Below are 22,055 nucleotides of genomic sequence, written 5' to 3'. Positions count from 1 at the left end.
TGTTTGGTTTAATGCGATAAGAGCAATAAATTTAAGCCATTGAGCAAACTGTTAGTAAGTGTTTTTAAGTTTTAAACAGTGGCGGCACAACAAATAAAAGTAACAGCCGTTAAAACGATTACTTTTATGTGTTGTAAATGAGCGGTTTTAATTTATGCAGGTGAGTTTAAAATTAAACCTTTGATTACTGCATTAGCAGCGCTAATTGATGATACAAACCAATACCTATTAAAACATTAAACGGAAAAGTAATACCTAAAGAGCAGAGCATAGCAAGGCCAATATTGGCTTCTGGAATGGCGGCTTTTATTGCTGCAGGCGCTGCAATGTATGAGGCACTGGCAACTAGGCTACCTAAAACTACAATTGAGCCCATTTCAAGGTGTAAAAGTGTACCGACTGCTACGCCAAGCGTGCCCAAAAATAAAGGGGTAATAATAGCAAATAAAGCTAACTTCCAATGATGCCAAGGCACAGGGCGCAAAGTTTGCGCGGCGGTTAAACCCATTTCAAGTAAAAATAATGCCAGTACAACCTTAAAGCCGTTAGTTAATAAGCTGGTAACTTGGCTACCTTGTTGCGTGCCGTACATTATGCCAATAATTACACCGCCAACGAGTAAAATAACGCTTTTATTGGTTAGTGCTTCGTGCCAAACCGCTTTTAAAGACAGCTTTTTAGTTGGCGCACTTTCTTTATTAAATTTTCTATATATTAGCAGGCCAACAATAATAGCCGGCAGTTCTAGCATCACTAAATATAAAGTTACTTCAGCGCCTACAACCAAACTAGACGATTCTGCGTAGGCAAGCGCAACAGCAAATGTACCCGCACTAACAGAGCCATAATGCGCCGCAATACTGGCACTATTAGCATGAGAAAGTGTAATAACGTACTTTAAAATAGGGTATAGCATTAAAGGAATAAGCCCCCCAAGCAGCATAATTGCCCCCATTTCTGGGAGTAGCTGCCAATTTAAATTACCGTGTAAAACCATACCGCCTTTTAAACCAATAGTAAGCATTAGCAGTAAGCTTAGGGTTTCGTAAGTGGCTTTGGGTATAGCAAGATCAGAGTGTATAAGTCCGGCGATTAAACCTAATATAAAAAACATAACAACAATATCGGGCACGGTGTTTCCTAGCTGTAAAATTAAGTGGCGCTATTGTAGAGAAAACTTTGTATAGTAAATAATAAAATGAACAGTGGTTATATATAGATAACTATCTATGAGGTGGGTATGGATTTAAGGCATATATCGTTTAGATTACTAGAAGTGTTTATGAGTGTAGTAAAAACCCGTTCGTTAAGTGAAACAGCAAGGCAGCTTTATTTAACGCAACCTACTGTTTCACTGCAAATAAAACGCTTACAAGAAGAAATAGGAGAGCCACTAATAACTATGCAACAGCAAAAGTTACAGGTAACCGAGGCTGGCCTTGAGCTATTTAGAACCTGCAAGCAGGTGTTTGCTCATTTTGAAGATTACCAAGATTTTTTAGCTGAATTACGTGGAGGCGAGCGAGGGAGATGTAAAATTGCCATGGTAAATACGGCGCAATATATTTTGCCTAAATTACTCGGCCCTTATAGTAATTTGCATCCGCATGTAGAGTTACCGCTGGAAATTGGCAATCGCGAAGAGGTATTAGCTCGCTTTGAGCGTGGAGAAGACGACATTTACGTTTTTAGCCACCCACCATCGTTAGAGCAAGCCCAAGCTGCTCGGTTTTTACATAATCCATTAGAATTTATAGTGCCTAATAATCATCCTCTATTGAATAAAAAAAACGTAACGTTGGCGGACTTAATGCCATATCGATTTTTACTGCGTGAAAATGGTTCTGCCACACGTATGCTATTTGAAAGTGAGCTACAAAGTAGGGGCTTAGTACTTAGCGACGGCGTTAAAATGGCGAGTAACGAAGCCATACGGGTTGCAGTGTCGTCGGGTATGGGAATTAGCTTGCTGTCGCATCATGTTTTACCAAAAGGTGATAATAGCTATACAAAACTGCATGTGATCGACACCGATATAGCCAGCCAATGGTACTTTGTAATGCGTACCGACAGACACATTTCGCACGCAGCGCGCAGCTTTTTAAAGTTTGCCCAAGCTAATTTAGAGCACTACCTTGATACAAAATGGGTGCGTAATGAACTCCATAGATTACATTTAGAACCTAAAACTTAAATTAAATAAGCAGTCGTTATGTTGCAATATAACTACTTATAATAGTTATATTGCTATCAATACATGGTTATAAAAACACCCATAATACTTAGCTCTAACTATTTATTATTTTGCTTTTATTTTAAATAAAGCTAAGTAAGGTTTAAGTTTAGATTTTGTTAGGGCTTTTTTACTTAGTTGGAACTAAAATTGCTGCATAGCTTGTAACGCAACAATGGGTTTGAGCTAATGACAACAATAACGTTTAAAAATCAATACAGTAACTATAATTCCCCTAGTGTAAATAAAGCGGCAAGCCCAAGCGAAGTTGCGGCAATCAATCCCCCCATTGATGAAAAAACAAGTGATGTTAAAGGCATAAACTCAGCCCCTAAAGAGCAATCATTTTTAGAAAAAGCCCAAGAAGCGCTTGTTTATCAGCGTTTAGGTGTAAATAAAGACAAAATAGACGAGCTAAAAGCGGCAATAGAGGAGCTGACTAAAGAGTTACAAGCGCAAGGCGCTGATCTTGATGTAATTGCAGATAAAATTAACGAACTTGAAAAAATGCTTGAGCAAGAATACCAACAAGGGCGCGATCGAATGGATATGAAACCTCAGCATGAGCCGGGAAAAATAATTTCTGCACTTATTTAATTTACATAATATTGAATAGTTTACATTGTTATTGTGCTTACTTTTGCTAAGGTAAAACTTATAACAAAAATAAACAAGGATTACTAATGAAAACCCTGCAGCAGCAACTAGGTAACTACGGGCTTTATCACCGCTCAAAACGCAATGTACTCACCCACCTGTTAGGCATTCCGCTCATTGTATTTGCCGTATTGTGTTTATTGACGCGCATTCAGATTCCGTTGGGAGGCCTTGTTATAGATGGCGGACAACTTATTGTATTTGTATCAGTTGTGTATTATTTAATGTTGAGTGTGTCGTTGGGCCTTATTATGGCTGTGCTATTAACTATATTACTTGTGGGCGCGCAACCTATTGCAGCCATGGCATTTACTCCTTGGTTAACGATTAGTGTAGGGCTGTTTGTATTTGGTTGGATTTTACAGTTTGCTGGCCACTATTTTGAAGGTAAAAAACCCGCGTTTATAGATGATATATCGGGGCTTATTATTGGCCCTTTGTATGTAACTGCAGAGCTATTATTTATGTTGGGCTGTTATAAAAAGCTAGAGCAGCAAGTAACCGACATTGCTGGCCCAACCAAGCCATAAACACAATAACTAACGTGCTGTAACTAAAGCATAAAAATACGGTAACAAAGTATGAATTATAATAATAAAACAGTGTGGATCACCGGTGCGTCATCGGGCATAGGTAAGGAGCTGGCAATACAGTTTGCAGAGCTAGGTGCTAGCGTTATTTTATCGGCGCGTAATGTTGAAAAACTGACAGCGCTTAAGGCTGAACTAAAAGGAGAAGGGCATTTAATATTGCCACTCGATTTAGCAAAGCCCGAAGAAGTATTAAGTAAAGTTACCGCGGCAATAAATGAGTTGCCCGCAATCGATATTTTAATTAATAACGGTGGCATATCGCAGCGTAGCTTATTTTTAGAAAACGACTTTAAAGTGTACCGCCAATTAATGGAGGTTAACTATTTTGGTTTAGTGGCATTAACTAAAGCGGTACTGCCCTCTATGGTTGCAAGAAAAAGTGGCTCGGTTGTAGCTATAAGTAGTGTGGCAGGAAAGGTAGGCTCTAAACTAAGAACCGGTTACTCAGGCACTAAATTTGCTGTGGTGGGGTTTATGGATTGCCTGCGCGCAGAAGTAAAAGAGCATAACATTCATTGTTTAACAATTTGCCCAGGTTTTATAAAAACCGCGATTGCGCACAACTCATTAAACCCGCAAGGTGTTGCACAAAATAAATCTGAGCAAGCTATAGAAAATGGCATGGATGTTAAAGTAGCCGCATCAAAAATGATTAACGCTATTAATAGCAAAAAAGATGAAGTGATTGTTGGCCAAGGCTTAAGTGGTTGGGCTCCTACCATTAAACGCTTTTTTCCGCGTTTATTTAACCGTTTAACAGCTAAAGTTAACTTTAAATAATACCAAAATTCAAGAAAGCTATAGTTGAGTATAAAAATGATAATAAAGTATATATGGCTCGGATTATTTTTTAGCGTGCTGATCTGGTCGGGCATAAACCCAAAAGATCAATTTACTTGGTTTTTAGAAGTGCTACCAGCCATTATTGGTGTGGTAATTATGCTTGGCACCTATAAACAATTTAAGTTAACCCCTATTTTATATTGGTTTATTCTAGCGCATTGTATTGTGTTGATGGTAGGCGGCCATTACACCTATGCTGAAGTACCGCTATTCGATAATTTATTTGGCAGTGAGCGCAATAACTACGACAAAGTAGGGCATTTTTTTCAGGGCTTTGTACCTGCATTATTAGCACGCGAAATTTTACTGCGTAAAAATGCAGTTAATGGCAAAGGGTGGCTCATTACGTTTATTATTTCGATATGCTTAGCCTTTAGTGCTTTTTATGAGCTACTAGAGTGGTGGGTGGCATTGTTGAGCAGCGAAAATGCCGAAGCGTTTTTAGGCACCCAAGGTTACGTGTGGGATACCCAATCAGATATGGGATTAGCACTATTAGGTGCTATTTGCTCGCTGTTAGTGCTTTCTAAAGTACACGACAAGCAGCTAAAACAGCCTAAAAACGATTTGTAATAATCTTTCTTCAACGCTAAGAAGTATATTACTTTTTAGCGTTTGTTTTTTCTATTTCACTCCAAATTTTTTCGGCCTCGGCGCTTAACATAGCGTAGCTTTTAATATCGCCTTTACGCTGTGCCTGCATGCCTTGCTCTAATTTTGCGTCGTACTCTTTGCGTAGTTTTTTGCTTGGATCTGGTTTAAATATCGAAAACATGCTTACTCTCTTAATTACTTTTAATGTATTTGCTTGATTGAGTATACATACGATACCGCGTGGAAAATCGATTATTAAAGTATAAATTAGTCCTGCAGCTAAATATTGAATAATTACTCTAACAGGGTTGAAATCACAAATATTGAGCGTACACTTGTGCGCTGAAAGTTTGGGCGCACACGTGTAAGCCTAAAGTGTTTTGAATCGCAATAGAGAATTAAGTGCTTATGATCATGCAAATATTAGATCAATTTTCAAAATGGTTTTTACACCATCAAAGTTTTGCCAGTTATATAGAGCCAATTATGCAGGTGTTTAAACCCGCATGGCGCGCAGGGCAATATAGAGCCCAAGTAGTTGACGCAGTTACCCTTAATGGCAATTTTTTAAGTGTGCAACTTAAACCAAGTAAGCAATGGCCTAAGCATACTGCTGGGCAGCATATAAGTTTAACCCTTGAAATTAACGGGCGATTATTAACGCGTGTTTTTACTGTGGCTTCAAGCGCTCAGCAATTTAAAAACACAGGCTTAGTGCGTTTACTAATCAAAACGAATCCACAAGGGCGCTTTACAGGCTTACTAAATAACACCTTAAAAGCGGGTTTGTGGTGCAGTATTTCTGCGCCAAATGGCGACTTTGTATTTAAAAACACACATACACCGGCCACTTTTATTGCTGGTGGGTCGGGCATTACCCCCATGCTGGCTATGCTTGATGATTACCTAAGCCAAACCACGCAAAAGGTGTTGTTAGTGTATTACGCAAAAGTAACTGAGCATCAATGTGTTGATGAGCTGAGTGAACTGGCGGCGCAGTTTGCGCATTTTTCGTTTTTATTATTAACGCGCGAGCAATCAAGCGATATAACCTGCAATATTAAACCATGGGAAAACCCCGATATTTATTGCTGTGGCCCTGCAGCCTTTATGCAAACGGTGAGTGACTTTGCTAAAAAGCATGATTTAAATTACTACCAAGAGGCATTTGGTTTAGCGTTGCCAAGCTTAAAAGACGACAGCCAATTTAATGTAAAAATTAACAGTGGCGCGCATGTGGTATTGGGCAACGATGTTTTGCTAACTCAGTTTGAAGAAAAAAAGCTACCCGTTAAACGTGGTTGCGGCATTGGTATTTGCCATCAGTGCCAATGTATTAAAAAGTCGGGCGTGGTACGCAATTTAAAAACCGGTGAATTAAGTGATAGCGGCGAGCAGTTAATTCAACTTTGCGTAAGCCAAGCGGTAAGTGATTTGGAGCTACAATTATGAAAACCATTAACTTTGAGCAATTAGAAAAAGAATTAAATGCCATAAAAATGGATACTCTTGGCAAAGTAGGCCAGCAAGATGCTGATTATATTCGCGCTGTTGTACGTAAACAGCGAGTATGCGAATGGAGCGGGCGTATTTTACTTATGCTTGGTTTTATTGTGCCATTACTGTGGGTTGTGGGTGTGCTGTTACTCGCCCTTGCTAAAATTTTAGATAATATGGAAATTGGCCACAATGTAATGCATGGCCAGTACGATTGGATGAACGACAAGCAACTTAATTCACAAAACTATGAATGGGACATAGCCTGCGATGGACAAAGTTGGCACCGAGTGCATAACTTTGAGCACCACACATACACCAATATTATAGGTAAAGACCGCGATTTTGGTTATGGCTTATTAAGGTTAAGTGACGATTTTAAATGGCGTTTAAAAAACACGTGGCAATTTATAACCTATTTAAATTTAAGTGTGTTGTTTCAATGGGGAGTGTCGTATCACGAACTGGCAGGCGAGCGCGTGTTTATAGGTAAAAAGAAGCCACACCGCGATGGTGCCGTGTTGCATAGCACCTTAAAACAGCGCTTTTTTAGTAAAGGCGCGCGCCAATTAATTAAAGACTATGTGATATTTCCGCTACTTGCTGGACCATTATTTTTGTGGGTATTAACGGGTAACTTAGTGGCAAATTTAATCCGTAACTTATGGACGTCGACCATAATATTTTGTGGTCACTTTACTGAGCAAACCGAAACCTTTAAAGAACAAGACTGTGTAAACGAAAGCCAAGGGCAGTGGTATTACCGCCAAGTATTGGGCTCGTCAAATATTAAAGGGCCGCGTTGGTTTCATGTATTAACCGGGCATTTGAGTTTTCAAATTGAGCATCACTTGTTTCCAGATATGCCTTCGTCGCGTTATCAAGAAGTGGCACCGCAAGTACAAGCAGTATTGCAAAAACAAGGCATTGCCTACAATACGGGAGGGTTTTTTAGTCAATATGCCTCGGTGTTAAAGCGTATATTTCGGTATTCTTTTAAATAATGATTAATAAAGTAGCTGTAACGGTAATGCCTGCATTAAATAATCGGTTAGCGTAAAGGCGTTAGCTGATTATTGCATTAAAGTGTTGTAAATGGCTTTTTTGATTAAATAACCACCACTACATGCAAAAAACTCTTCTAATTAATTTAAAAACAGGCTGTTTTGCTATGGTTAAGTAGTAGTTGGTTGTCATACAATGGAGAAAAATAGACCACACAAGAGAGATTAAAATGGCCGCATTTGGTACTGTGTTTATGCCGCAGATGATTCAAGCTCGTTTTTCTGATAATAAATGGAGCGAAAGCTCAATTGTCCCTTCTGATAAGCTTGAACTGCATCCTGGCGCTCACGTTTTACATTATTCAAGCACATGTTTTGAAGGCTTAAAAGCCTTTCGCCATGAAGATGGCTCAGTCTATATTTTTAGAATGGATGCAAACATTGCGCGCATGCAGCAGAGTTCAGAATTGCTTAGTTTACCAAGTGTTGATGGCGAGATGCTAAAAACCATGATTATTGATATTGTGCGCCAATATGCAGATGAAACGCCTTTACCACCGGGCTCTATGTATATTCGCCCAACGCATATTGGTACTGAGGCCGCAATTGGTAAAGCCGCTGCGCCTTCAATGAGCTCATTGCTATATACCTTGTTATCGCCAGTAGGTGATTACTTTAGTGGCGGTGCAACGGCACTGCGCGTATTACTTGAAGAAGATGGTATGCGCTGTGCGCCGCACATGGGCATGATAAAAAGTGGTGGCAACTACGCCAGTGCACTAGGACCAATTTCAGCAGCACGTACTAAGCATCAGGCTGATCAAATTTTATTTTGTCCAGGCGGCGACGTACAAGAAACCGGTGCAGCTAACTTTATTTTAATTGATGGCAACGAAATTATTACTAAAGCGCTCGATAGCACGTTTTTACATGGCGTTACCCGTAATAGTATTTTAACCATAGCTAAAGACTTAGGTATGACGGTAAGCGAGCGCAACTTTAGCGTTACTGAGCTTTTAGAGCGCGCAGCTAAACCGGGCACTGAAGCAGCACTTTCGGGTACTGCGGCAGTATTAACACCAGTGGGCACGTTTATTCATAATGATAAAGAATACCAAGTTGGTAACGGCGAAGCTGGCCCAACTACGGCGCGCCTGCGCCAAGCATTGAACGATATTCAATGGGGTAAAACTGCAGATACACACGGTTGGTTAACTAAAATTTAGTTTTTAATTTAACCCACTAAAAAGCCACCTAATTAACTTTAATTAGGTGGCTTTTGTATTTTTGCTATTTAATTAGCGCTTAGGTTAAATAGCTTTACACCTTAGCGGATTAAAATCTCATTTCTATTTTGCCGTAAACGTAGCGGCCATTAAAACCAAATGGCGAAAAGCTTGAGTACGAAAATAAGCGTGAGAATGTAGTTACGTCATCAACTAGGTCGCGGGTTGGATCTGGGTATACATCAAAAATATTATTAGCACCTAAGCTTACCGATACATTGTCAGTTACTGCGTAGGCTACATCTAAATCGGTGATCCATTTAGGTTTTAAAACTTCGTTACGCTGTGCAATATCCGATGGATCTTGGGTTTCGCCGTAGCGAGTATTTCGTAAGGTGGCGCGCCAATCATCCATAGTCCAAACCGCGCTTAAGTTATATTTATTACGCGGGGTACTTACTTCAAAGCGACGTAGTTCGTTACCAGAAAATAAGTTGTCTTGATCAAACCCAGCGCCTTGCAGCTCTGCAGGTGGGGCAATAATGTCTGTTACTTGGTTTTTGCCATAGTTAAAGCCTAAATTAAATGCTACATCGCCGTAGTTATCTGTAATTAGGTTATATGAAGCAACCACATCAACACCGCGAGTTTTACTATCAATAGCGTTTAAGAAAAATCGTCCTTGATTAGCCCCTGTACCTTCGAGTAAATCGGCAATAGCAGCGCCAGATAAGTTATTCGACAGTACAATACGGTCATCAATAAGTATTTGATAGTAATCTACCGATAAGCTGAAATTAAAGTCGGTTGACCAAGTAAAGCCTATTCCATAGTTGGTGGCTTCTTCGGCATCTAGGCCAGGTGATCCGAGTGCTTTTGCAACGTTACTGCTGGGTGCAAAAGTACCGGTTTGTGTGGGTTCACCATCAACAAATACAGTAGCAACTGAAGTAAAATGTTGTTGCTGTAGCGAAGGCGCTCTAAAACCGGTTGATACTGAGGCGCGCAGCGCTAAATCTTCGGTTAGTGTATAACGTGTGGCAATTTTACCGTTTAAGGTATCACCAAAGTCAGAGTAATCTTCGTAACGCGCTGCAACGCTTAAGTTCCAGTTGTCGGTAATGTAGGCTTCTAAATCTACGTATAAGCTTACATTATGGCGGCTGTTATCGCTTGCCGATTCAGGGGTAAAGCCAGGGAACACTTGCGAGCCTGCTGAACCAAATGGGCCGTTCACTGGATCGGTTACTGCACCACCAGGGCCAAATGTGCCTTGGGCATAAGAGGCTTCTTCGCCTGCTTGAATTTCGTAGCCTTCGCGGCGGTACTCAGCACCTACAGCAATGTTTAAGCCGCTGGCTAAAAAGTCGACATCAACCTCGCGGCTAAAATCAACATTAAGCGTAAGTTGGTCGTAGGTAAGTGTACCGGCATCAAAACGTGTTTGGCTGCTTGGCCCATACGAGGTATTTACGCTATCTATTACACCAAATTCAAAGTCATCTAGCCCGTATACGGCAGATACATCGTAATTCCACTCACTCACAAAGCCTTTAACACCCAATGCGAGAGAAAAGTCATTTATATCAGAGGTGATAACCGGTAAAAAGCCGTCGGGGTAAATATCGGTGACGTTACGATCATCTTGTGCGAGGCGGTAAAAACCTCCACCTTCGCCTTCGCGTTTACTATAAGAGCCAAAAGAATACAGTTCAGCGTTATTTGTTAGCTCATATCCTGAGTTATAAAAAACAGAAAAGTCTTCTACATTACCATTACCAAAATTATGATTGTAGCGATCCCAGGTTAACTCGCGTGGATCGAGTGCGCCATTTACGGAGCCATCATCTAAACGAGCGTAGTTTTCACGTTGGTCGTAGTCAGAGCGATTGGTTGAATGACGATCGCGATATTCGGTAGATATATTTAAAAAACCGTTATCGCCTAGCTCAAATCCCATATTGCCTTGCAGTGTTAACGTTTGACCATCGGTTAATGAACGGTCGCTCCCTTCGTTAAAGGCTAAATTACCATTGGCATCTTCTGATACCGATTTAAGTTCAGGCACGCCATCCATTTCGGTCATGTTTGCGCCATATATAGCCGATACAGAACCGCCACTACTGGCACTTTTAAGTACAATATTAATAACCCCGGCTATTGCGTCGGATCCATACTGCGCAGCAGCGCCATCACGCAGTACCTCAATTCGGGCAATAGCATTGGCCGGAATAGCATTTAAATCAACCGATGATGAGCCTCGACCCGTTGAGCCATTTAAATTAAGTAGTGCATTACTATGGCGGCGCTTACCATTAACAAGGACTAAGGTATGATCGGGTGCTAAACCACGCAGTTGAGCTGGGCGCACATGGTCACTACCATCGGTAAGTGATGCTTGCGGAAAGTTAAAGCTAGGCAGTAAGCTACTAAGCAGGGCGTTGGTTTCGGTTTGACCTGAGTTTTTAAGCGAATCGGCACCAATAATATCAATTGGAACTGGGCTGTCCTCTACAGTTCGGCCTAGTCGGCGCGAGCCAATAACACTAATTTGTTCAATATTTGCCTCGGCTTGGGTGTCTTGCTCAGCAGCAGATGCGTACATAGAGCCCAGTAATGCCGCCGATACGCTTAGCGCACACACAGTCAGTGGCGTTGATTTTTGCAGTTTTAATAATAATTTATTATTCATGTTGATTCCCTCATTCAAAAACGCAGTAAATTAGTTCAGTTAAATTTGCAGTAACAACTGAGCTAATTAAAATTACAGCTTTTAACATATACCTAAGCAGCAAAGGCAGTCAATTGAATAACATTCAATAAACATAATGTTTACTTGAAAGTGAGGGATTAATAATAGGAATTTATTATCTAGAGTTTAAGTTAGCTATAGTTCACCACTTTATTTTTCCAATGAGCATATCTTTAAACATAACCCAGTCGCCCCACAAACTGTAAAAAGGGTGCTTGAAGGTAGCGGGTCTGTTTTTTTCAAAAAAGAAATGCCCAACCCAGGCAAAACCATAGCCAATTACTGGTAACAACCACAATAAACGGTATTGCGATTTAAGCACCGCTACGCCAATAACAAAAAGCACTAAAGTGCTGCCAATAAAGTGCAAGCGTCGGCACGTAATGTTGCGGTGCTCTGTTAAGTAGTAGGGGTAAAATGCTTTAAAGCTATTAAATTTATGGCTGGGCATGTATTGCTCTTATTTATGCTGCGTAATCTTATTAAAGCCTAAATTTACACTTGTTTACAGCGACAAGTGGTATTGAACGTATCTAGCTAGACAAACTTGCTTAAAGTTAATAACTTAGGCCTACTATTAAAAACCAATAATAATGGAGAGATAAATGTTTAAACAAACCCTAGCATGTGCTGTTCTTGTAGCACTTAGCGGCTGCTCAGAGCCAACAAATACCGCAACTAATAAAGAAGCTAAAGCACCCATGAGCCAAGCAAATTCAGTAAACTACCCTGTAACTAAAAAGGGTGATGTAGTAGATAACTACTTTGGCGAAACACTGGCCGACCCATATCGCTGGTTAGAAGATGATATGAGCGCAGAGACTGCCAATTGGGTTAAAGCACAAAACAAGGTAACCTTTTCGTATTTAGAGCAAATTCCTTATCGCGATAAGTTAAAGCAGCGTCTTGAAAAGTTAATGAACTACGAAAAAATAGGCGCTCCCTTTACCGAGGGCGATTACACTTACTTTTATAAAAACGATGGCCTGCAAAACCAGTATGTTTTATACCGCAGTAAAGAGGGCGGTGACGTTGAGGTGTTTTTAGATCCAAACAAATTTAGCGACGATGGCACTACGTCTATGTCGGGGCTGTCGTTTTCAAAAGATGGCTCATTACTGGCGTATCAAATATCGGAAGGCGGCAGTGATTGGCGCAAAATTATTATTATAGACACGCAAACTAAAGAGCAAGTGGAACAGGCTTTAGTTGATGTGAAATTTAGTGGCATAGATTGGTTAGGCAACGAGGGTTTTTATTATTCTAGCTACGATAAACCTGAAGGCAGTGAGTTGTCGGCTAAAACCGATCAACATAAAGTGTACTATCACACCTTAGGATCAGATCAAGCAACCGATAAGCTGGTATTTGGCGCAACCGATGAGCAAAAACATCGTTATGTAGGAGCAGATGTAACGCATGATGGCCGTTTTTTACTTATTTCTGCCAGTACTTCTACTTCGGGTAATAAGCTATTTATTAAAGACTTAACTCAAAAAAATAGCGAGTTTGTGACTATTGTAGGAAACACAGACTCAGATACATCGGTTATTGATAACGAAGGCAGTAAGCTGTTTTTAGTGACTAACTTAAATGCCCCAAATCAAAAAGTAGTAACGGTAGATGCAGCTGATCCTGGTCCGCAAAACTGGCAGGACTTTATTCCCGAAACCGAAAATGTATTAAAGCTTACTAAAGGCGGTGATACCTTTTTTGCAAATTACATGGTTGATGCTATTTCAAAAGTGAAACAGTACAACAAAAAGGGAGAGCTAATTCGCGATATTACCTTGCCGGGTGTGGGCACAGCGGGTGGCTTTAGTGGCAAAAAAGAGCAAACAACGCTGTATTACTCTTTTACCAATTACAAAACCCCAGGAACGACCTATACGTTTGATGTAACTACAGGGGAGTCGGGTGTTTATCGTAAATCTGGCGTTGATTTTAATAGTGACGATTACACCTCTGAGCAAGTGTTTTATAACTCAAAAGACGGCACTAAAGTACCTATGATAATTACCTACAAAAACGGTATAAAGTTAGATGGTTCAAACCCAACTATTTTATATGGTTATGGTGGTTTTAATATTAGCTTAACGCCAAGCTTTAGCCCAACCACTGCCGCTTGGCTTGAACAAGGTGGTGTGTATGCGGTGGCCAATATTCGCGGTGGTGGTGAGTACGGGAAAGAGTGGCACAATGCGGGCACTAAATTACAAAAACAAAATGTATTTGATGACTTTATTGCCGCAGCTGAGTATTTACAAAGCAAAAAGTACACATCTAAACAGCGCTTAGCTCTGCGTGGCGGCTCAAATGGTGGCTTATTGGTAGGCGCAGTTATGACCCAGCGACCTGATTTATTTCAAGTGGCGCTGCCGGCTGTAGGCGTACTCGATATGCTGCGTTACCATACATTTACTGCAGGCGCAGGCTGGGCGTACGATTATGGAACCAGTGAGCAAAGCAAAGAAATGTTTACTTACATAAAAAACTACTCACCGCTGCATAATGTAAAAGCGGGCATAGAATACCCTGCGACTATGATAACAACAGGAGATCATGACGATAGGGTAGTGCCTTCGCACTCATTTAAATTTGCTGCGCAGTTACAAGCTAAACAAGCGGGTACAAACCCTACGCTTATTCGTATTGAAACAAACGCCGGACATGGTGCAGGCACACCAACGAGTAAAATTATTGATTTGTACGCCGATATGTATGGCTTTACGCTTTATAACATGGGAGTTAAGTCTCTTTAATTACGACTTTTTCAAAGTGAAGTAACCACAAAAAAACCGAGTAAATAAACTTACTCGGTTTTTTATTAATCGTTTAAAAGCCACTCATTATTGAACGGGTGAAAACAGCCGTTGATAGGTTTTATAGGCGTATTCATCACTCATACCACTGAGGTAATCGCAAATAATACGCATACCTTGGTTTTGTTTTTGCGCCTCTATGTACTGGGCTTGCGTGGTTTCGGGTAATAACCGCAGCGGATCGCTGGCAAAAGCGGTAAATAATTCAATCAGTAGGTTTTGCCCTTTAAACTCAATTTGTTGCATTTTAGGGTTGCGAATTAAGCGCTGAAACACAAAGTGTTTAAGTATTTGCAGTACACTCTCGTACTGAGTTTCTAGCTTGGCTGTGTATTTTAAAATAGGGCATTCGAACGCTTCGTTTTGCACATCTAAATGAATATGAATGATAAAGGTATTAACCAGTTCGCCTATGGCATCTTTGCGCTCAAAATCATGCTTTGAAAACAGTCGTAAAGTGAGTGATTCAAGCATATCGTTTAACCAGCTAAAGTTAAGCGCCTGCAGTTGTGGTAAAGCATGGGTTTGCCAATCATCAAGAGTAAGTACTTTGGTGGCTATGGCATCTTCTAGGTCGTGTACCGCATAGGCTATATCGTCGGCGTGCTCCATTATGGCGCTATCGAGCGACTTATAGCTGGTTTTAGCGCGGTACTTATCTATTACCGTGTGGTTACTTAACAAGCTTTTATCGTTTTGACTCAAGGGCTCTACTATCCAATTGAATATAGCCGCATCGTCGTTATATAAGCCTTTAGCTGGTCGCCAATCGTCTGCTTTAATAAATGCACGCTCAGGGTTTACTTTAGGAATAGTGTGCCAAAGCTTATTTATAAATGCAGGGTATTTTATAAAGCCCAATAAGGTGCGGCGGGTAAGGTTCATACCATGGCCGTCGCTGTATGGTTCAAGCTTGGCAACAATACGCAGCGTTTGCGCGTTGCCTTCAAAACCACCGTGATCGCGCATCATATAATTAAGTGCAATTTCGCCGCCATGACCAAACGGCGGGTGGCCAATGTCGTGGGCTAAGCATAGGGTTTCTAGTAATCCGGTTGACGGAAAATGGCTAAAGTCGCTGTGTTGTACTTTTAAATGGCGCAGTATGCCGGTGCCAATTTGCGACACTTCTAATGAGTGAGTAAGGCGAGTACGGTAAAAGTCGTTTAAGCCAATACCCATAATTTGGGTTTTAGCTTGCAGACGCCTAAACGCAGCAGCATGAATAATACGTGAGCGATCAACCTGCCACGGTGAGCGATTATCATTAGGGCGGTGTTTATATTGTTCTATAATTCGGCTTTGCCACTGTTTGTCCATACTACTGACTCGTAATTAGTTAATAACGTTAGAATATACCCATGAACTATAAATTGCGAGTGCACACGTTGTACGGTATTTGCGCAGTTAGTGAAAGTTCGCCTTTATAAAGTGGCTTAGGTATAATAACGCTTCGTATGTATGTGCATTACCCATACATAATTTAAAGTTTTATTGAGAGAGTACATGTTAAAAAACATTATAAAGTTTATATTAGCCGCACTTTTTATTTGGGCACTGGCGTTTCCTTTTTTACAAAGTGACGAGAGTGGTTCAGATGAGCAAACAAGTTCAGAGCAATCTAAAAAGCAAAAGAAAAAAGAAAAACCGCTGCACAGTGTAACGCTACCAAAGTTTTCTGAGTTTGCGGATGTAAAAGATAAAAAGCGGGCATTTTTTAACTTTATTAAACCGCATGTAGAAGCCGAAAATAAAAAGATTTTACAACAACGCGCTAATTTAGAAATTGCTCGAATGATGCTTGAAAACGACTTACCGTTAGATGAAAAACAAAGCAATGATATTGTTAAAATATTAAAGTCGTACGACCTACCCACAACAATAGATAGCTTTACGCTTAAACAAGCACTTCGCCGTGTAGACGTGATCCCTAAAGAACTAGCCCTAATGCAAGCTGCTAATGAGTCTGCGTGGGGAACATCGCGATTTGCACGTATTGGCCTGAACTTTTTTGGCCAGTGGTGTTATTCAAAAGGCTGCGGTATGGTCCCTGGTAGACGCGATACCGGTGCTGCACATGAAGTGGCTGCGTTTAAGTCGGTGCGTGCTGCGGTTAGTTCTTACTTTAAAAATATAAACACCCATAATGCTTATAAAGAGCTGCGATCTATTCGCGAAAACCTACGCTTAGAACAACAACCCATAGCAGCAACATTATTAACTCAGGGTTTAATGTCGTATTCAGAGCGTGGTGAAGCGTATATAGAAGAGCTAAACACTATGATTAACCAAAATAGAGCCTACTTTGATGAATAAAAGTGTATTAAATATAATGACAGCACTGTCGTTAACACTACTGAGTGTTACCGCATTAAATGCCTCTGCTAGAGAGTTTGTAATGTCGTACGATGGCTTTTACGATCGCTTAAAAGTGGTTAATAAAGGTGATTTTCAATATGCGCGAGTTAATTTTTATATTAGCGATATTGGCACTAACGAAGCCTGTGCAATTAAAAGTGGCACAATTTTAACCGAAAATAACGAATACCCGCTCAATTACACCGAACAAGCGCAATTATTACTGCCTTTTGATAAGCAACTTGATACAGATAAAGCGGTTATTGTGGTGCAACCGCAAAATCCGGTACATGACTGTCAGTTAAAATTACAAATAGAAGCGAATGAACTTGAAGGTTTAAGCTTTACTAAACAGTCGTTATTTACTATACACACTGAACTTGACGAACTGTTGGCTGATTTATCGGGATTTTTTGTTAGCAAATTAATGTGGTTTTTATTACCAGAACAAAAAGGCGTAGTTGTTACCTTTAAAAAGCCAATGCATTTTGATGATGAAAGCATTGAGTGTAAAAAATCAGTGTGCTATTTCGCTGTTGCAGACAATTGGCAAGACGATACCAAAGAATTAGCTGATATAGCAGATGTTATAAAAGTAACACCTTGGATAACTAAATAAATATAATTTTATAAAAAATTATTTAAAGCGGCTTTTGCCGCTTTTTTATTTAGTAACCTTAACTCTGGTTAAGAGATTTACTAACGTATTGAATCATAGTTATATTTAGCTTTAGCTTTCTTTTCTCTAGCCAGAGATTTTCAGTGAATTCAACGCAGTTAGCGCTGAAAATAGCTGCTTGAGATAGGTTTATTATCCGCAGTTGAGGTTATTTAGTAACCTTAACTCTGGTTAAGTATTATATTGCGGACGTGTTGGCTTGCGAGAAGAGGTGTGATCGTATTGACTAACTACTTTGTCGCGGCCTGTTTCTTTTGCAAGGTATAGGTGTTTGTCGGCGTGTAATAATAGCTCTTTTAAATTTAGCTGGTTAATAGTGGTACTACTAACACCGGCACTAACAGACAGAGGAATGGATTGATCATTACAATAAAATGGTTGCTGACGAATATTAAAGCTTAATTGCTCTGCCAAGGTATTTGCTTGCTCAAGCGTATAACCATTAAGCAATACTGCAAACTCTTCTCCCCCAATTCGCGCTGTTATGCCAATATTCATAAATAATTGGCTGATATGTTGCGCTATCCATTTTAATGCTTGGTCGCCTACATCATGGCCATATTTATCGTTTACACGCTTAAAAAAATCTATATCTAACATAATTAAAGCAAAGGTATGATTTTTATCGGCTGTATTGGCTTTAATGTTTTTACAGGTAGAGAAAAATCCGCGGCGATTTAATAATTGCGTTAACGAATCATTGTTTGCCAAGTTAATCAGCTTAGATTCTGAATTTGCAAAAATAATAAAAGGCAAAATTAAAGCACAGAGTGTGGTAATAAAAAGGTGCGCTATTAATAGTATGTGTAACTGGGGCTTAAAGTCATCATTATTTGAGGTTATAAAGGGGAGCAACAATAAAATAACTTGTCCTAACATCACTAAGCTATGTGTTACTAAGCCTATTATAAGTAATCGTTGCTGTAATTTAGCAACGCAGTGTGTTTTTAATAAAATAAAAGCGCCGTATAAAAATAAAATGGCAACAATAAAGCTTGTTAATATTTGGCTTAAAACATGATTGTATACAAACACGAGTAATAAAGCGCACAAGCCATAAAGGTAAGCCAAAGGCGTTAAGTTTATTACAGCTTTGTTGTTAAACTTATTTAAGCCGATTACAAGTAATAGTGGGCTCAGTATAATAAATAGGTTTGCAAGGTAGTGAGTTAGCCATGGGAGGTTTAGCTCTTCTTTAAAGCTCACAAGTAAAATAGCAGTGGCAAACGAGATACAAGCACCACCAAATAACAAAAAGCTAGTTGTTTTTTTGTGCAGGTAAAAAGAAGTAAACAGTATACCTATCAGTAAGTTGAAAATAAAAGATAGGCTAGTTATAGTTGGTAAGTGCAGCATGTTGTAAGTACTCTTAAATATAAAGTGGCAGAGCAATTCGCTGCGTCCGTGTATTATATACTGTTATAAAATTTTAAAAATCGTTGTAAAGCATTGTATTTATAACTAAATAAGTATTTATAAATGCTGAATGACTGTGCTTATACTAAACTCTCTAATGCCGAATCAATATCAGAAAAATGAAATCGGTAGTTATGCTCTAATGCTTTTTGGGGGAAAACATATTGTCCGGTAATGAGCAGATCAGCCATTTCGCCCATTAACAGCTTTAACACAAGCGCTGGCATAGGAATTAGAGCTGGTCGAGATAACGCCTTACCTAAACTTTTGCTAAATACTTTACTACTTACAGGGTTTGGTGCCGTTGCATTAATAGGCCCAGTCATATTTTTATGTTTTATAATAAATAATATTAACTGCGTCATATCGTCAATATGGATCCACGACATACCTTGCTCGCCATTGCCAATAGGGCCGCCTAAACAGAGCTTAAACGCCGGTAGCATTTTGCTCAAAGCACCGCCTTTTTTTGCTAATACTATACCTGTGCGCAGTAAGCACACCCGGGTACTAGTTGATTGAGCTGCTAATGCTGCGTTTTCCCAGTCTTTACAAAGCTGGTGGCTAAACTCATCGTGGGGTTTATTATTTTCTTCATCAATTGGGGTAATGCCTTGGCGACCATAAAAACCAACAGCGCTGCCTGATATAAACGTATGCGGTGGGGTATTGGATGCAGCGATTGCTGCAGATATTTGTTTTGTTAGCTCAATGCGGCTATCGCGAATAATCGATTTTTGCTTATCACTCCAGCGTTTATTTACAATGGGCTCACCTGCAAGGTTAATTACTACATCAACATTATTAAAATCAACCGCTTCTATGTTGGTAACTGCATTTATTTTATGCCCTAAAAGTACGTTTGCTTTTGTGGGGTTACGGCTTAGCACAGTAACACTATGATGATGGGTTAAAAAAGGACAAAGGTGTTGGCCAATTAAGCCAGTAGCTCCAGTAATAAAAATATGCATAACACAGCCTTATTTTTTAATTGCTAGCAAGTGTTTAAAATTTATACTCGCTAGTGCTTGGTTTTGCAAATTTATACGTGTAATGCAGTTTTATGATCACTTAGTAAATATTTCATTTTATTAGCTTTTGCCTTACACTAAAGCCTAATAAAAAATAATAAGGATCATAATATTGGCAAGTTTAACAGGGGTAAATAAAAGCTTAATTATTTTTGCTGCACTAGTTATTGTGCTCGCAGGGATCAAGTCGGCCAGCGCTATTATTATTCCCTTTATTCTAGCGGCATTTATTGCAATTATTTGCAGCCCGCTAATTAAATTTTTTGCTCGCTATCGTATTCCTAAAGGCATTGCTGTTATTTTTGTGGTGCTTATTATTGTAGGGCTAGGAGTCAGCCTTGGCGGCTTGGTAGGGCAGTCAGTTAACGATTTTTCGCAGCAACTTCCGCAGTTTAAAGTTAAATTAAAAGAAGAGTTTGTTTGGCTGGTTGATATAGCGTCGCAGTACAATATTTTAATTAATAAAGACCAAATATTATCTATGTTTGATCCTGGTAAAATGGTTGATGTCGCCACCAATATGCTCACCGGCTTAGGTGGAGTAATGGCGAATATGTTTTTAATTATTTTAACCGTGGTTTTTATGCTATTTGAAGGGCCGTCACTTAATCATAAAATACATTCGGCGCTTAACGATCCTGATAAAAAAATGAAACAAATTAATCGCTTTTTAGACTCAATTAACTCTTATTTAGCCATTAAAACCTTAGTAAGCTTAGGAACGGGTATATTAGCTGCTTCTTTACTGTGGTTTTTAGATGTCGATTATTTTGTATTGTGGGGTGTATTAGCCTTTATGTTTAATTACATTCCAAATATCGGTTCAATTATTGCTGCTGTACCTGCGGTATTATTGGCACTTATAACGCAAGGCCCTTTAGTTGCTGGTTTAGTGGGAGCCGGATATTTAGTTATTAATACTGTGATGGGTAATATAGTAGAGCCTAAATTTTTAGGTAAAGGGCTGGGGCTTTCTACCTTAGTGGTGTTTTTGTCTTTGATATTTTGGGGCTGGTTATTAGGCTCTGTAGGTATGTTGCTGTCGGTACCTTTAACTATGATAGTTAAAATAGGGCTTGAGGCAAGTGACGAAGGCCGCTGGGTGGCAACATTACTAGGTACAGGCGAAGAGCTTACTGAAAACTAATTTATAGCAAAGTAGTATATTACTTTGCTATAAGCATAACTTTACGGCTATTAAACTTTTAAAGCATTAATAGCCGTATCTGCTGCGTTTATTGCACCTTCTAAATATCCAGCCTCTTGCTGCGCAAATTCACTGCCAACAAAACGAATATTTAAGTTAGCTAACTGTGAGCTTAGCCCCGAGTAGTTAAACTCTGGGTGTTGTGAAGGCCCTGTTTTATCATCTTCATTTGCCACATAAGAGTCAGCTGCCCAGTCTTTAATAAAATACCCCGTTGCCGCGTATACTTCATCGCCATAAAAATAAGCAAGTTGCTCTATACACGCTTGTTTTAATTGCTCAGTGGTTACTGTACTACGCGTTGAATAAGGTACACCAATAAAGCCAAATAGGGCGGGGTTGCCATTATGACTGGCGCTTGCATCGTGAACTTCTACTAATGGACCAACACGACTAAAACATTGCCCAGATAAGTTTTTATCACGCCAAAAAGCATGTTCAAAAGTTGCTATGAATTTAGCTTGACCTGCCATCCATGTAGGCACTGCAGTTAAGCGATTTATAAGTGTTTGGTCAGCCCAAAGATCAGGCGTTAAGTGTTGGGTTATCATACGCGGGGGGAGCGCTGCAATTAGTTGTTTCGCGCTAAATTGCTTAACTGCGCCATTGTGATTAGCCGTTATATGCCAGATATTTTGTTGTTTATGTAATTTAACAACGTGATGCTCTTTTAGGATTGAAGCCGGGTTAAGCTGCTCATACAAAGCTTTAATTAAGCTGTACATGCCACCTGTTAGTCTTAGTAGGTGCATTTCGCCTGCACCGACTATTTGTTGCGGCTTTAGAGTTTGCGATGCCTGATATAACACATCGCCTTGCGTATATTGTGCAAACACAGGTAAGCATAATAACGAGATAAGTTGTTGAATTTTAGGTTGGTGCTCAAAAACCCAAGTTGGGCCTAAATCAAAGCTAATAGCATTATTGTGAGTAGCATGTGCTGCTTCAATTCGCCCGCCTAACTGTGGTTTTGCTTCTAATAATAGGTAGGGAATATTGCGTTGCTGTAGCAGGTATGCACTATATAACCCAGCTAAGCCGCCGCCAATAATAATAACGGGTTCATTTGTAGTGGATTTGCTCATAGTAAGCTTTTATACCTTTGTGGTTTGCATTGTAAGGCGCTGGACTATTTATTAGTAT

20 protein-coding genes are annotated in these 22,055 nt (G+C 39.7%); 12 read left to right on the top strand and 8 right to left on the bottom strand.

Annotated elements, in window-relative coordinates:
- Positions 1-184: 184 nt before the first annotated feature.
- Positions 185-1,132: a sodium-dependent bicarbonate transport family permease gene (locus AAEZ22_RS00390; RefSeq protein ID WP_179806674.1), complete on the bottom strand. Its 948-nt coding sequence runs from the start codon at positions 1,130-1,132 to the stop codon at positions 185-187.
- 108 nt (positions 1,133-1,240) lie between these two features.
- On the opposite strand from AAEZ22_RS00390, the gene AAEZ22_RS00385 reads away from it, so the two are divergent.
- From AAEZ22_RS00385 to AAEZ22_RS00365, 5 genes are all read left to right on the top strand, one after another.
- Positions 1,241-2,194, top strand: a complete 954-nt coding sequence (locus AAEZ22_RS00385) for a LysR substrate-binding domain-containing protein (protein WP_089368156.1) — start codon at positions 1,241-1,243, stop codon at positions 2,192-2,194.
- A gap of 228 nt (positions 2,195-2,422) precedes the next feature.
- Complete coding sequence (locus tag AAEZ22_RS00380; protein WP_352295724.1) at positions 2,423-2,830, top strand: hypothetical protein; 408 nt, start codon at positions 2,423-2,425, stop codon at positions 2,828-2,830.
- A gap of 86 nt (positions 2,831-2,916) precedes the next feature.
- Complete coding sequence (locus AAEZ22_RS00375) at positions 2,917-3,420, top strand: Mpo1 family 2-hydroxy fatty acid dioxygenase (protein ID WP_352295721.1); 504 nt, start codon at positions 2,917-2,919, stop codon at positions 3,418-3,420.
- Positions 3,421-3,471: 51 nt separating this feature from the next.
- Positions 3,472-4,263 (top strand): SDR family oxidoreductase, encoded by a 792-nt coding sequence (locus tag AAEZ22_RS00370; protein WP_089368159.1) that lies wholly within the window; start codon positions 3,472-3,474, stop codon positions 4,261-4,263.
- A 42-nt stretch (positions 4,264-4,305) separates the two neighbouring features.
- Positions 4,306-4,899 carry a DUF2238 domain-containing protein gene (locus tag AAEZ22_RS00365; RefSeq protein WP_352295813.1) on the top strand — a complete coding sequence of 198 codons (594 nt, stop codon included), beginning with the start codon at positions 4,306-4,308 and terminating at the stop codon, positions 4,897-4,899.
- A gap of 28 nt (positions 4,900-4,927) precedes the next feature.
- Here AAEZ22_RS00365 and AAEZ22_RS00360 read toward each other — a convergent pair whose 3' ends face one another.
- Positions 4,928-5,101 (bottom strand): DUF6435 family protein, encoded by a 174-nt coding sequence (locus AAEZ22_RS00360; protein WP_352295718.1) that lies wholly within the window; start codon positions 5,099-5,101, stop codon positions 4,928-4,930.
- Positions 5,102-5,328: 227 nt separating this feature from the next.
- On the opposite strand from AAEZ22_RS00360, the gene AAEZ22_RS00355 reads away from it, so the two are divergent.
- From AAEZ22_RS00355 to AAEZ22_RS00345, 3 genes are all read left to right on the top strand, one after another.
- A complete protein-coding gene (locus AAEZ22_RS00355) occupies positions 5,329-6,372 on the top strand; it encodes a flavin reductase family protein (RefSeq protein ID WP_352295715.1) in 1,044 nt (347 codons plus the stop codon).
- Positions 6,369-7,421, top strand: coding sequence for a fatty acid desaturase family protein (locus AAEZ22_RS00350; RefSeq protein WP_208834041.1), 1,053 nt, complete (start codon positions 6,369-6,371; stop codon positions 7,419-7,421). Before AAEZ22_RS00355 ends, AAEZ22_RS00350 begins: the two co-directional genes overlap by 4 nt.
- 224 nt (positions 7,422-7,645) lie before the next feature.
- A complete protein-coding gene (locus AAEZ22_RS00345; protein WP_254910712.1) occupies positions 7,646-8,647 on the top strand; it encodes a branched-chain amino acid aminotransferase in 1,002 nt (333 codons plus the stop codon).
- Positions 8,648-8,756: 109 nt separating this feature from the next.
- Here AAEZ22_RS00345 and AAEZ22_RS00340 read toward each other — a convergent pair whose 3' ends face one another.
- Together AAEZ22_RS00340 and AAEZ22_RS00335 are read right to left on the bottom strand one after the other, a co-directional pair.
- Positions 8,757-11,339, bottom strand: coding sequence for a TonB-dependent receptor plug domain-containing protein (locus tag AAEZ22_RS00340; protein ID WP_352295712.1), 2,583 nt, complete (start codon positions 11,337-11,339; stop codon positions 8,757-8,759).
- 202 nt (positions 11,340-11,541) lie between these two features.
- On the bottom strand, positions 11,542-11,850 hold the full coding sequence (locus tag AAEZ22_RS00335) for an Mpo1-like protein (protein ID WP_086994214.1): 309 nt from the start codon (positions 11,848-11,850) through the stop codon (positions 11,542-11,544).
- Between the two features lie 154 nt (positions 11,851-12,004).
- On the opposite strand from AAEZ22_RS00335, the gene AAEZ22_RS00330 reads away from it, so the two are divergent.
- Complete coding sequence (locus tag AAEZ22_RS00330; RefSeq protein ID WP_352295709.1) at positions 12,005-14,161, top strand: prolyl oligopeptidase family serine peptidase; 2,157 nt, start codon at positions 12,005-12,007, stop codon at positions 14,159-14,161.
- Positions 14,162-14,248: 87 nt separating this feature from the next.
- Here AAEZ22_RS00330 and AAEZ22_RS00325 read toward each other — a convergent pair whose 3' ends face one another.
- Positions 14,249-15,541: an anti-phage deoxyguanosine triphosphatase gene (locus tag AAEZ22_RS00325; RefSeq protein WP_341255448.1), complete on the bottom strand. Its 1,293-nt coding sequence runs from the start codon at positions 15,539-15,541 to the stop codon at positions 14,249-14,251.
- A gap of 186 nt (positions 15,542-15,727) precedes the next feature.
- Here AAEZ22_RS00325 and AAEZ22_RS00320 point away from each other — a divergent pair, with 186 nt between their 5' ends.
- Together AAEZ22_RS00320 and AAEZ22_RS00315 are read left to right on the top strand one after the other, a co-directional pair.
- Complete coding sequence (locus tag AAEZ22_RS00320) at positions 15,728-16,537, top strand: glucosaminidase domain-containing protein (RefSeq protein WP_089368164.1); 810 nt, start codon at positions 15,728-15,730, stop codon at positions 16,535-16,537.
- Positions 16,530-17,198 (top strand): DUF2987 domain-containing protein, encoded by a 669-nt coding sequence (locus tag AAEZ22_RS00315; RefSeq protein ID WP_041454402.1) that lies wholly within the window; start codon positions 16,530-16,532, stop codon positions 17,196-17,198. Before AAEZ22_RS00320 ends, AAEZ22_RS00315 begins: the two co-directional genes overlap by 8 nt.
- 231 nt (positions 17,199-17,429) lie before the next feature.
- Here AAEZ22_RS00315 and AAEZ22_RS00310 read toward each other — a convergent pair whose 3' ends face one another.
- Complete coding sequence (locus AAEZ22_RS00310; RefSeq protein WP_350544168.1) at positions 17,430-18,614, bottom strand: GGDEF domain-containing protein; 1,185 nt, start codon at positions 18,612-18,614, stop codon at positions 17,430-17,432.
- A gap of 140 nt (positions 18,615-18,754) precedes the next feature.
- Positions 18,755-19,645, bottom strand: a complete 891-nt coding sequence (locus tag AAEZ22_RS00305; RefSeq protein WP_208834037.1) for a TIGR01777 family oxidoreductase — start codon at positions 19,643-19,645, stop codon at positions 18,755-18,757.
- A 172-nt stretch (positions 19,646-19,817) separates the two neighbouring features.
- On the opposite strand from AAEZ22_RS00305, the gene AAEZ22_RS00300 reads away from it, so the two are divergent.
- Positions 19,818-20,852 carry an AI-2E family transporter gene (locus AAEZ22_RS00300; protein WP_041454403.1) on the top strand — a complete coding sequence of 345 codons (1,035 nt, stop codon included), beginning with the start codon at positions 19,818-19,820 and terminating at the stop codon, positions 20,850-20,852.
- A 50-nt stretch (positions 20,853-20,902) separates the two neighbouring features.
- Here the strand turns inward: AAEZ22_RS00300 and AAEZ22_RS00295 are convergent, their stop codons facing one another.
- Entirely contained in the window at positions 20,903-21,997 is a 1,095-nt protein-coding gene (locus AAEZ22_RS00295) for a flavin monoamine oxidase family protein (protein ID WP_339684735.1), read from the bottom strand.
- Between the last annotated feature and the right edge of the window lie 58 nt (positions 21,998-22,055).

This window comes from Pseudoalteromonas sp. 20-MNA-CIBAN-0454 (assembly GCF_040308685.1).
GTDB lineage: Bacteria > Pseudomonadota > Gammaproteobacteria > Enterobacterales > Alteromonadaceae > Pseudoalteromonas > Pseudoalteromonas nigrifaciens.
The sequence above is the reverse complement of the archived record's forward strand: the minus strand, read 5'-3'. Positions and strand labels throughout refer to the sequence as shown.

Coding starts and splice junctions, on each gene's coding strand:
- AAEZ22_RS00385 (WP_089368156.1), top strand. CDS start 1,241: ATGGATTTAAGGCATATATCGTTTAGATTACTAGAAGTGTTTATGAGT.
- AAEZ22_RS00380 (WP_352295724.1), top strand. CDS start 2,423: ATGACAACAATAACGTTTAAAAATCAATACAGTAACTATAATTCCCCT.
- AAEZ22_RS00375 (WP_352295721.1), top strand. CDS start 2,917: ATGAAAACCCTGCAGCAGCAACTAGGTAACTACGGGCTTTATCACCGC.
- AAEZ22_RS00370 (WP_089368159.1), top strand. CDS start 3,472: ATGAATTATAATAATAAAACAGTGTGGATCACCGGTGCGTCATCGGGC.
- AAEZ22_RS00360 (WP_352295718.1), bottom strand. CDS start 5,101: ATGTTTTCGATATTTAAACCAGATCCAAGCAAAAAACTACGCAAAGAG.
- AAEZ22_RS00355 (WP_352295715.1), top strand. CDS start 5,329: ATGATCATGCAAATATTAGATCAATTTTCAAAATGGTTTTTACACCAT.
- AAEZ22_RS00350 (WP_208834041.1), top strand. CDS start 6,369: ATGAAAACCATTAACTTTGAGCAATTAGAAAAAGAATTAAATGCCATA.
- AAEZ22_RS00340 (WP_352295712.1), bottom strand. CDS start 11,339: ATGAATAATAAATTATTATTAAAACTGCAAAAATCAACGCCACTGACT.
- AAEZ22_RS00335 (WP_086994214.1), bottom strand. CDS start 11,850: ATGCCCAGCCATAAATTTAATAGCTTTAAAGCATTTTACCCCTACTAC.
- AAEZ22_RS00330 (WP_352295709.1), top strand. CDS start 12,005: ATGTTTAAACAAACCCTAGCATGTGCTGTTCTTGTAGCACTTAGCGGC.
- AAEZ22_RS00325 (WP_341255448.1), bottom strand. CDS start 15,541: ATGGACAAACAGTGGCAAAGCCGAATTATAGAACAATATAAACACCGC.
- AAEZ22_RS00320 (WP_089368164.1), top strand. CDS start 15,728: ATGTTAAAAAACATTATAAAGTTTATATTAGCCGCACTTTTTATTTGG.
- AAEZ22_RS00315 (WP_041454402.1), top strand. CDS start 16,530: ATGAATAAAAGTGTATTAAATATAATGACAGCACTGTCGTTAACACTA.
- AAEZ22_RS00310 (WP_350544168.1), bottom strand. CDS start 18,614: ATGCTGCACTTACCAACTATAACTAGCCTATCTTTTATTTTCAACTTA.
- AAEZ22_RS00305 (WP_208834037.1), bottom strand. CDS start 19,645: ATGCATATTTTTATTACTGGAGCTACTGGCTTAATTGGCCAACACCTT.
- AAEZ22_RS00295 (WP_339684735.1), bottom strand. CDS start 21,997: ATGAGCAAATCCACTACAAATGAACCCGTTATTATTATTGGCGGCGGC.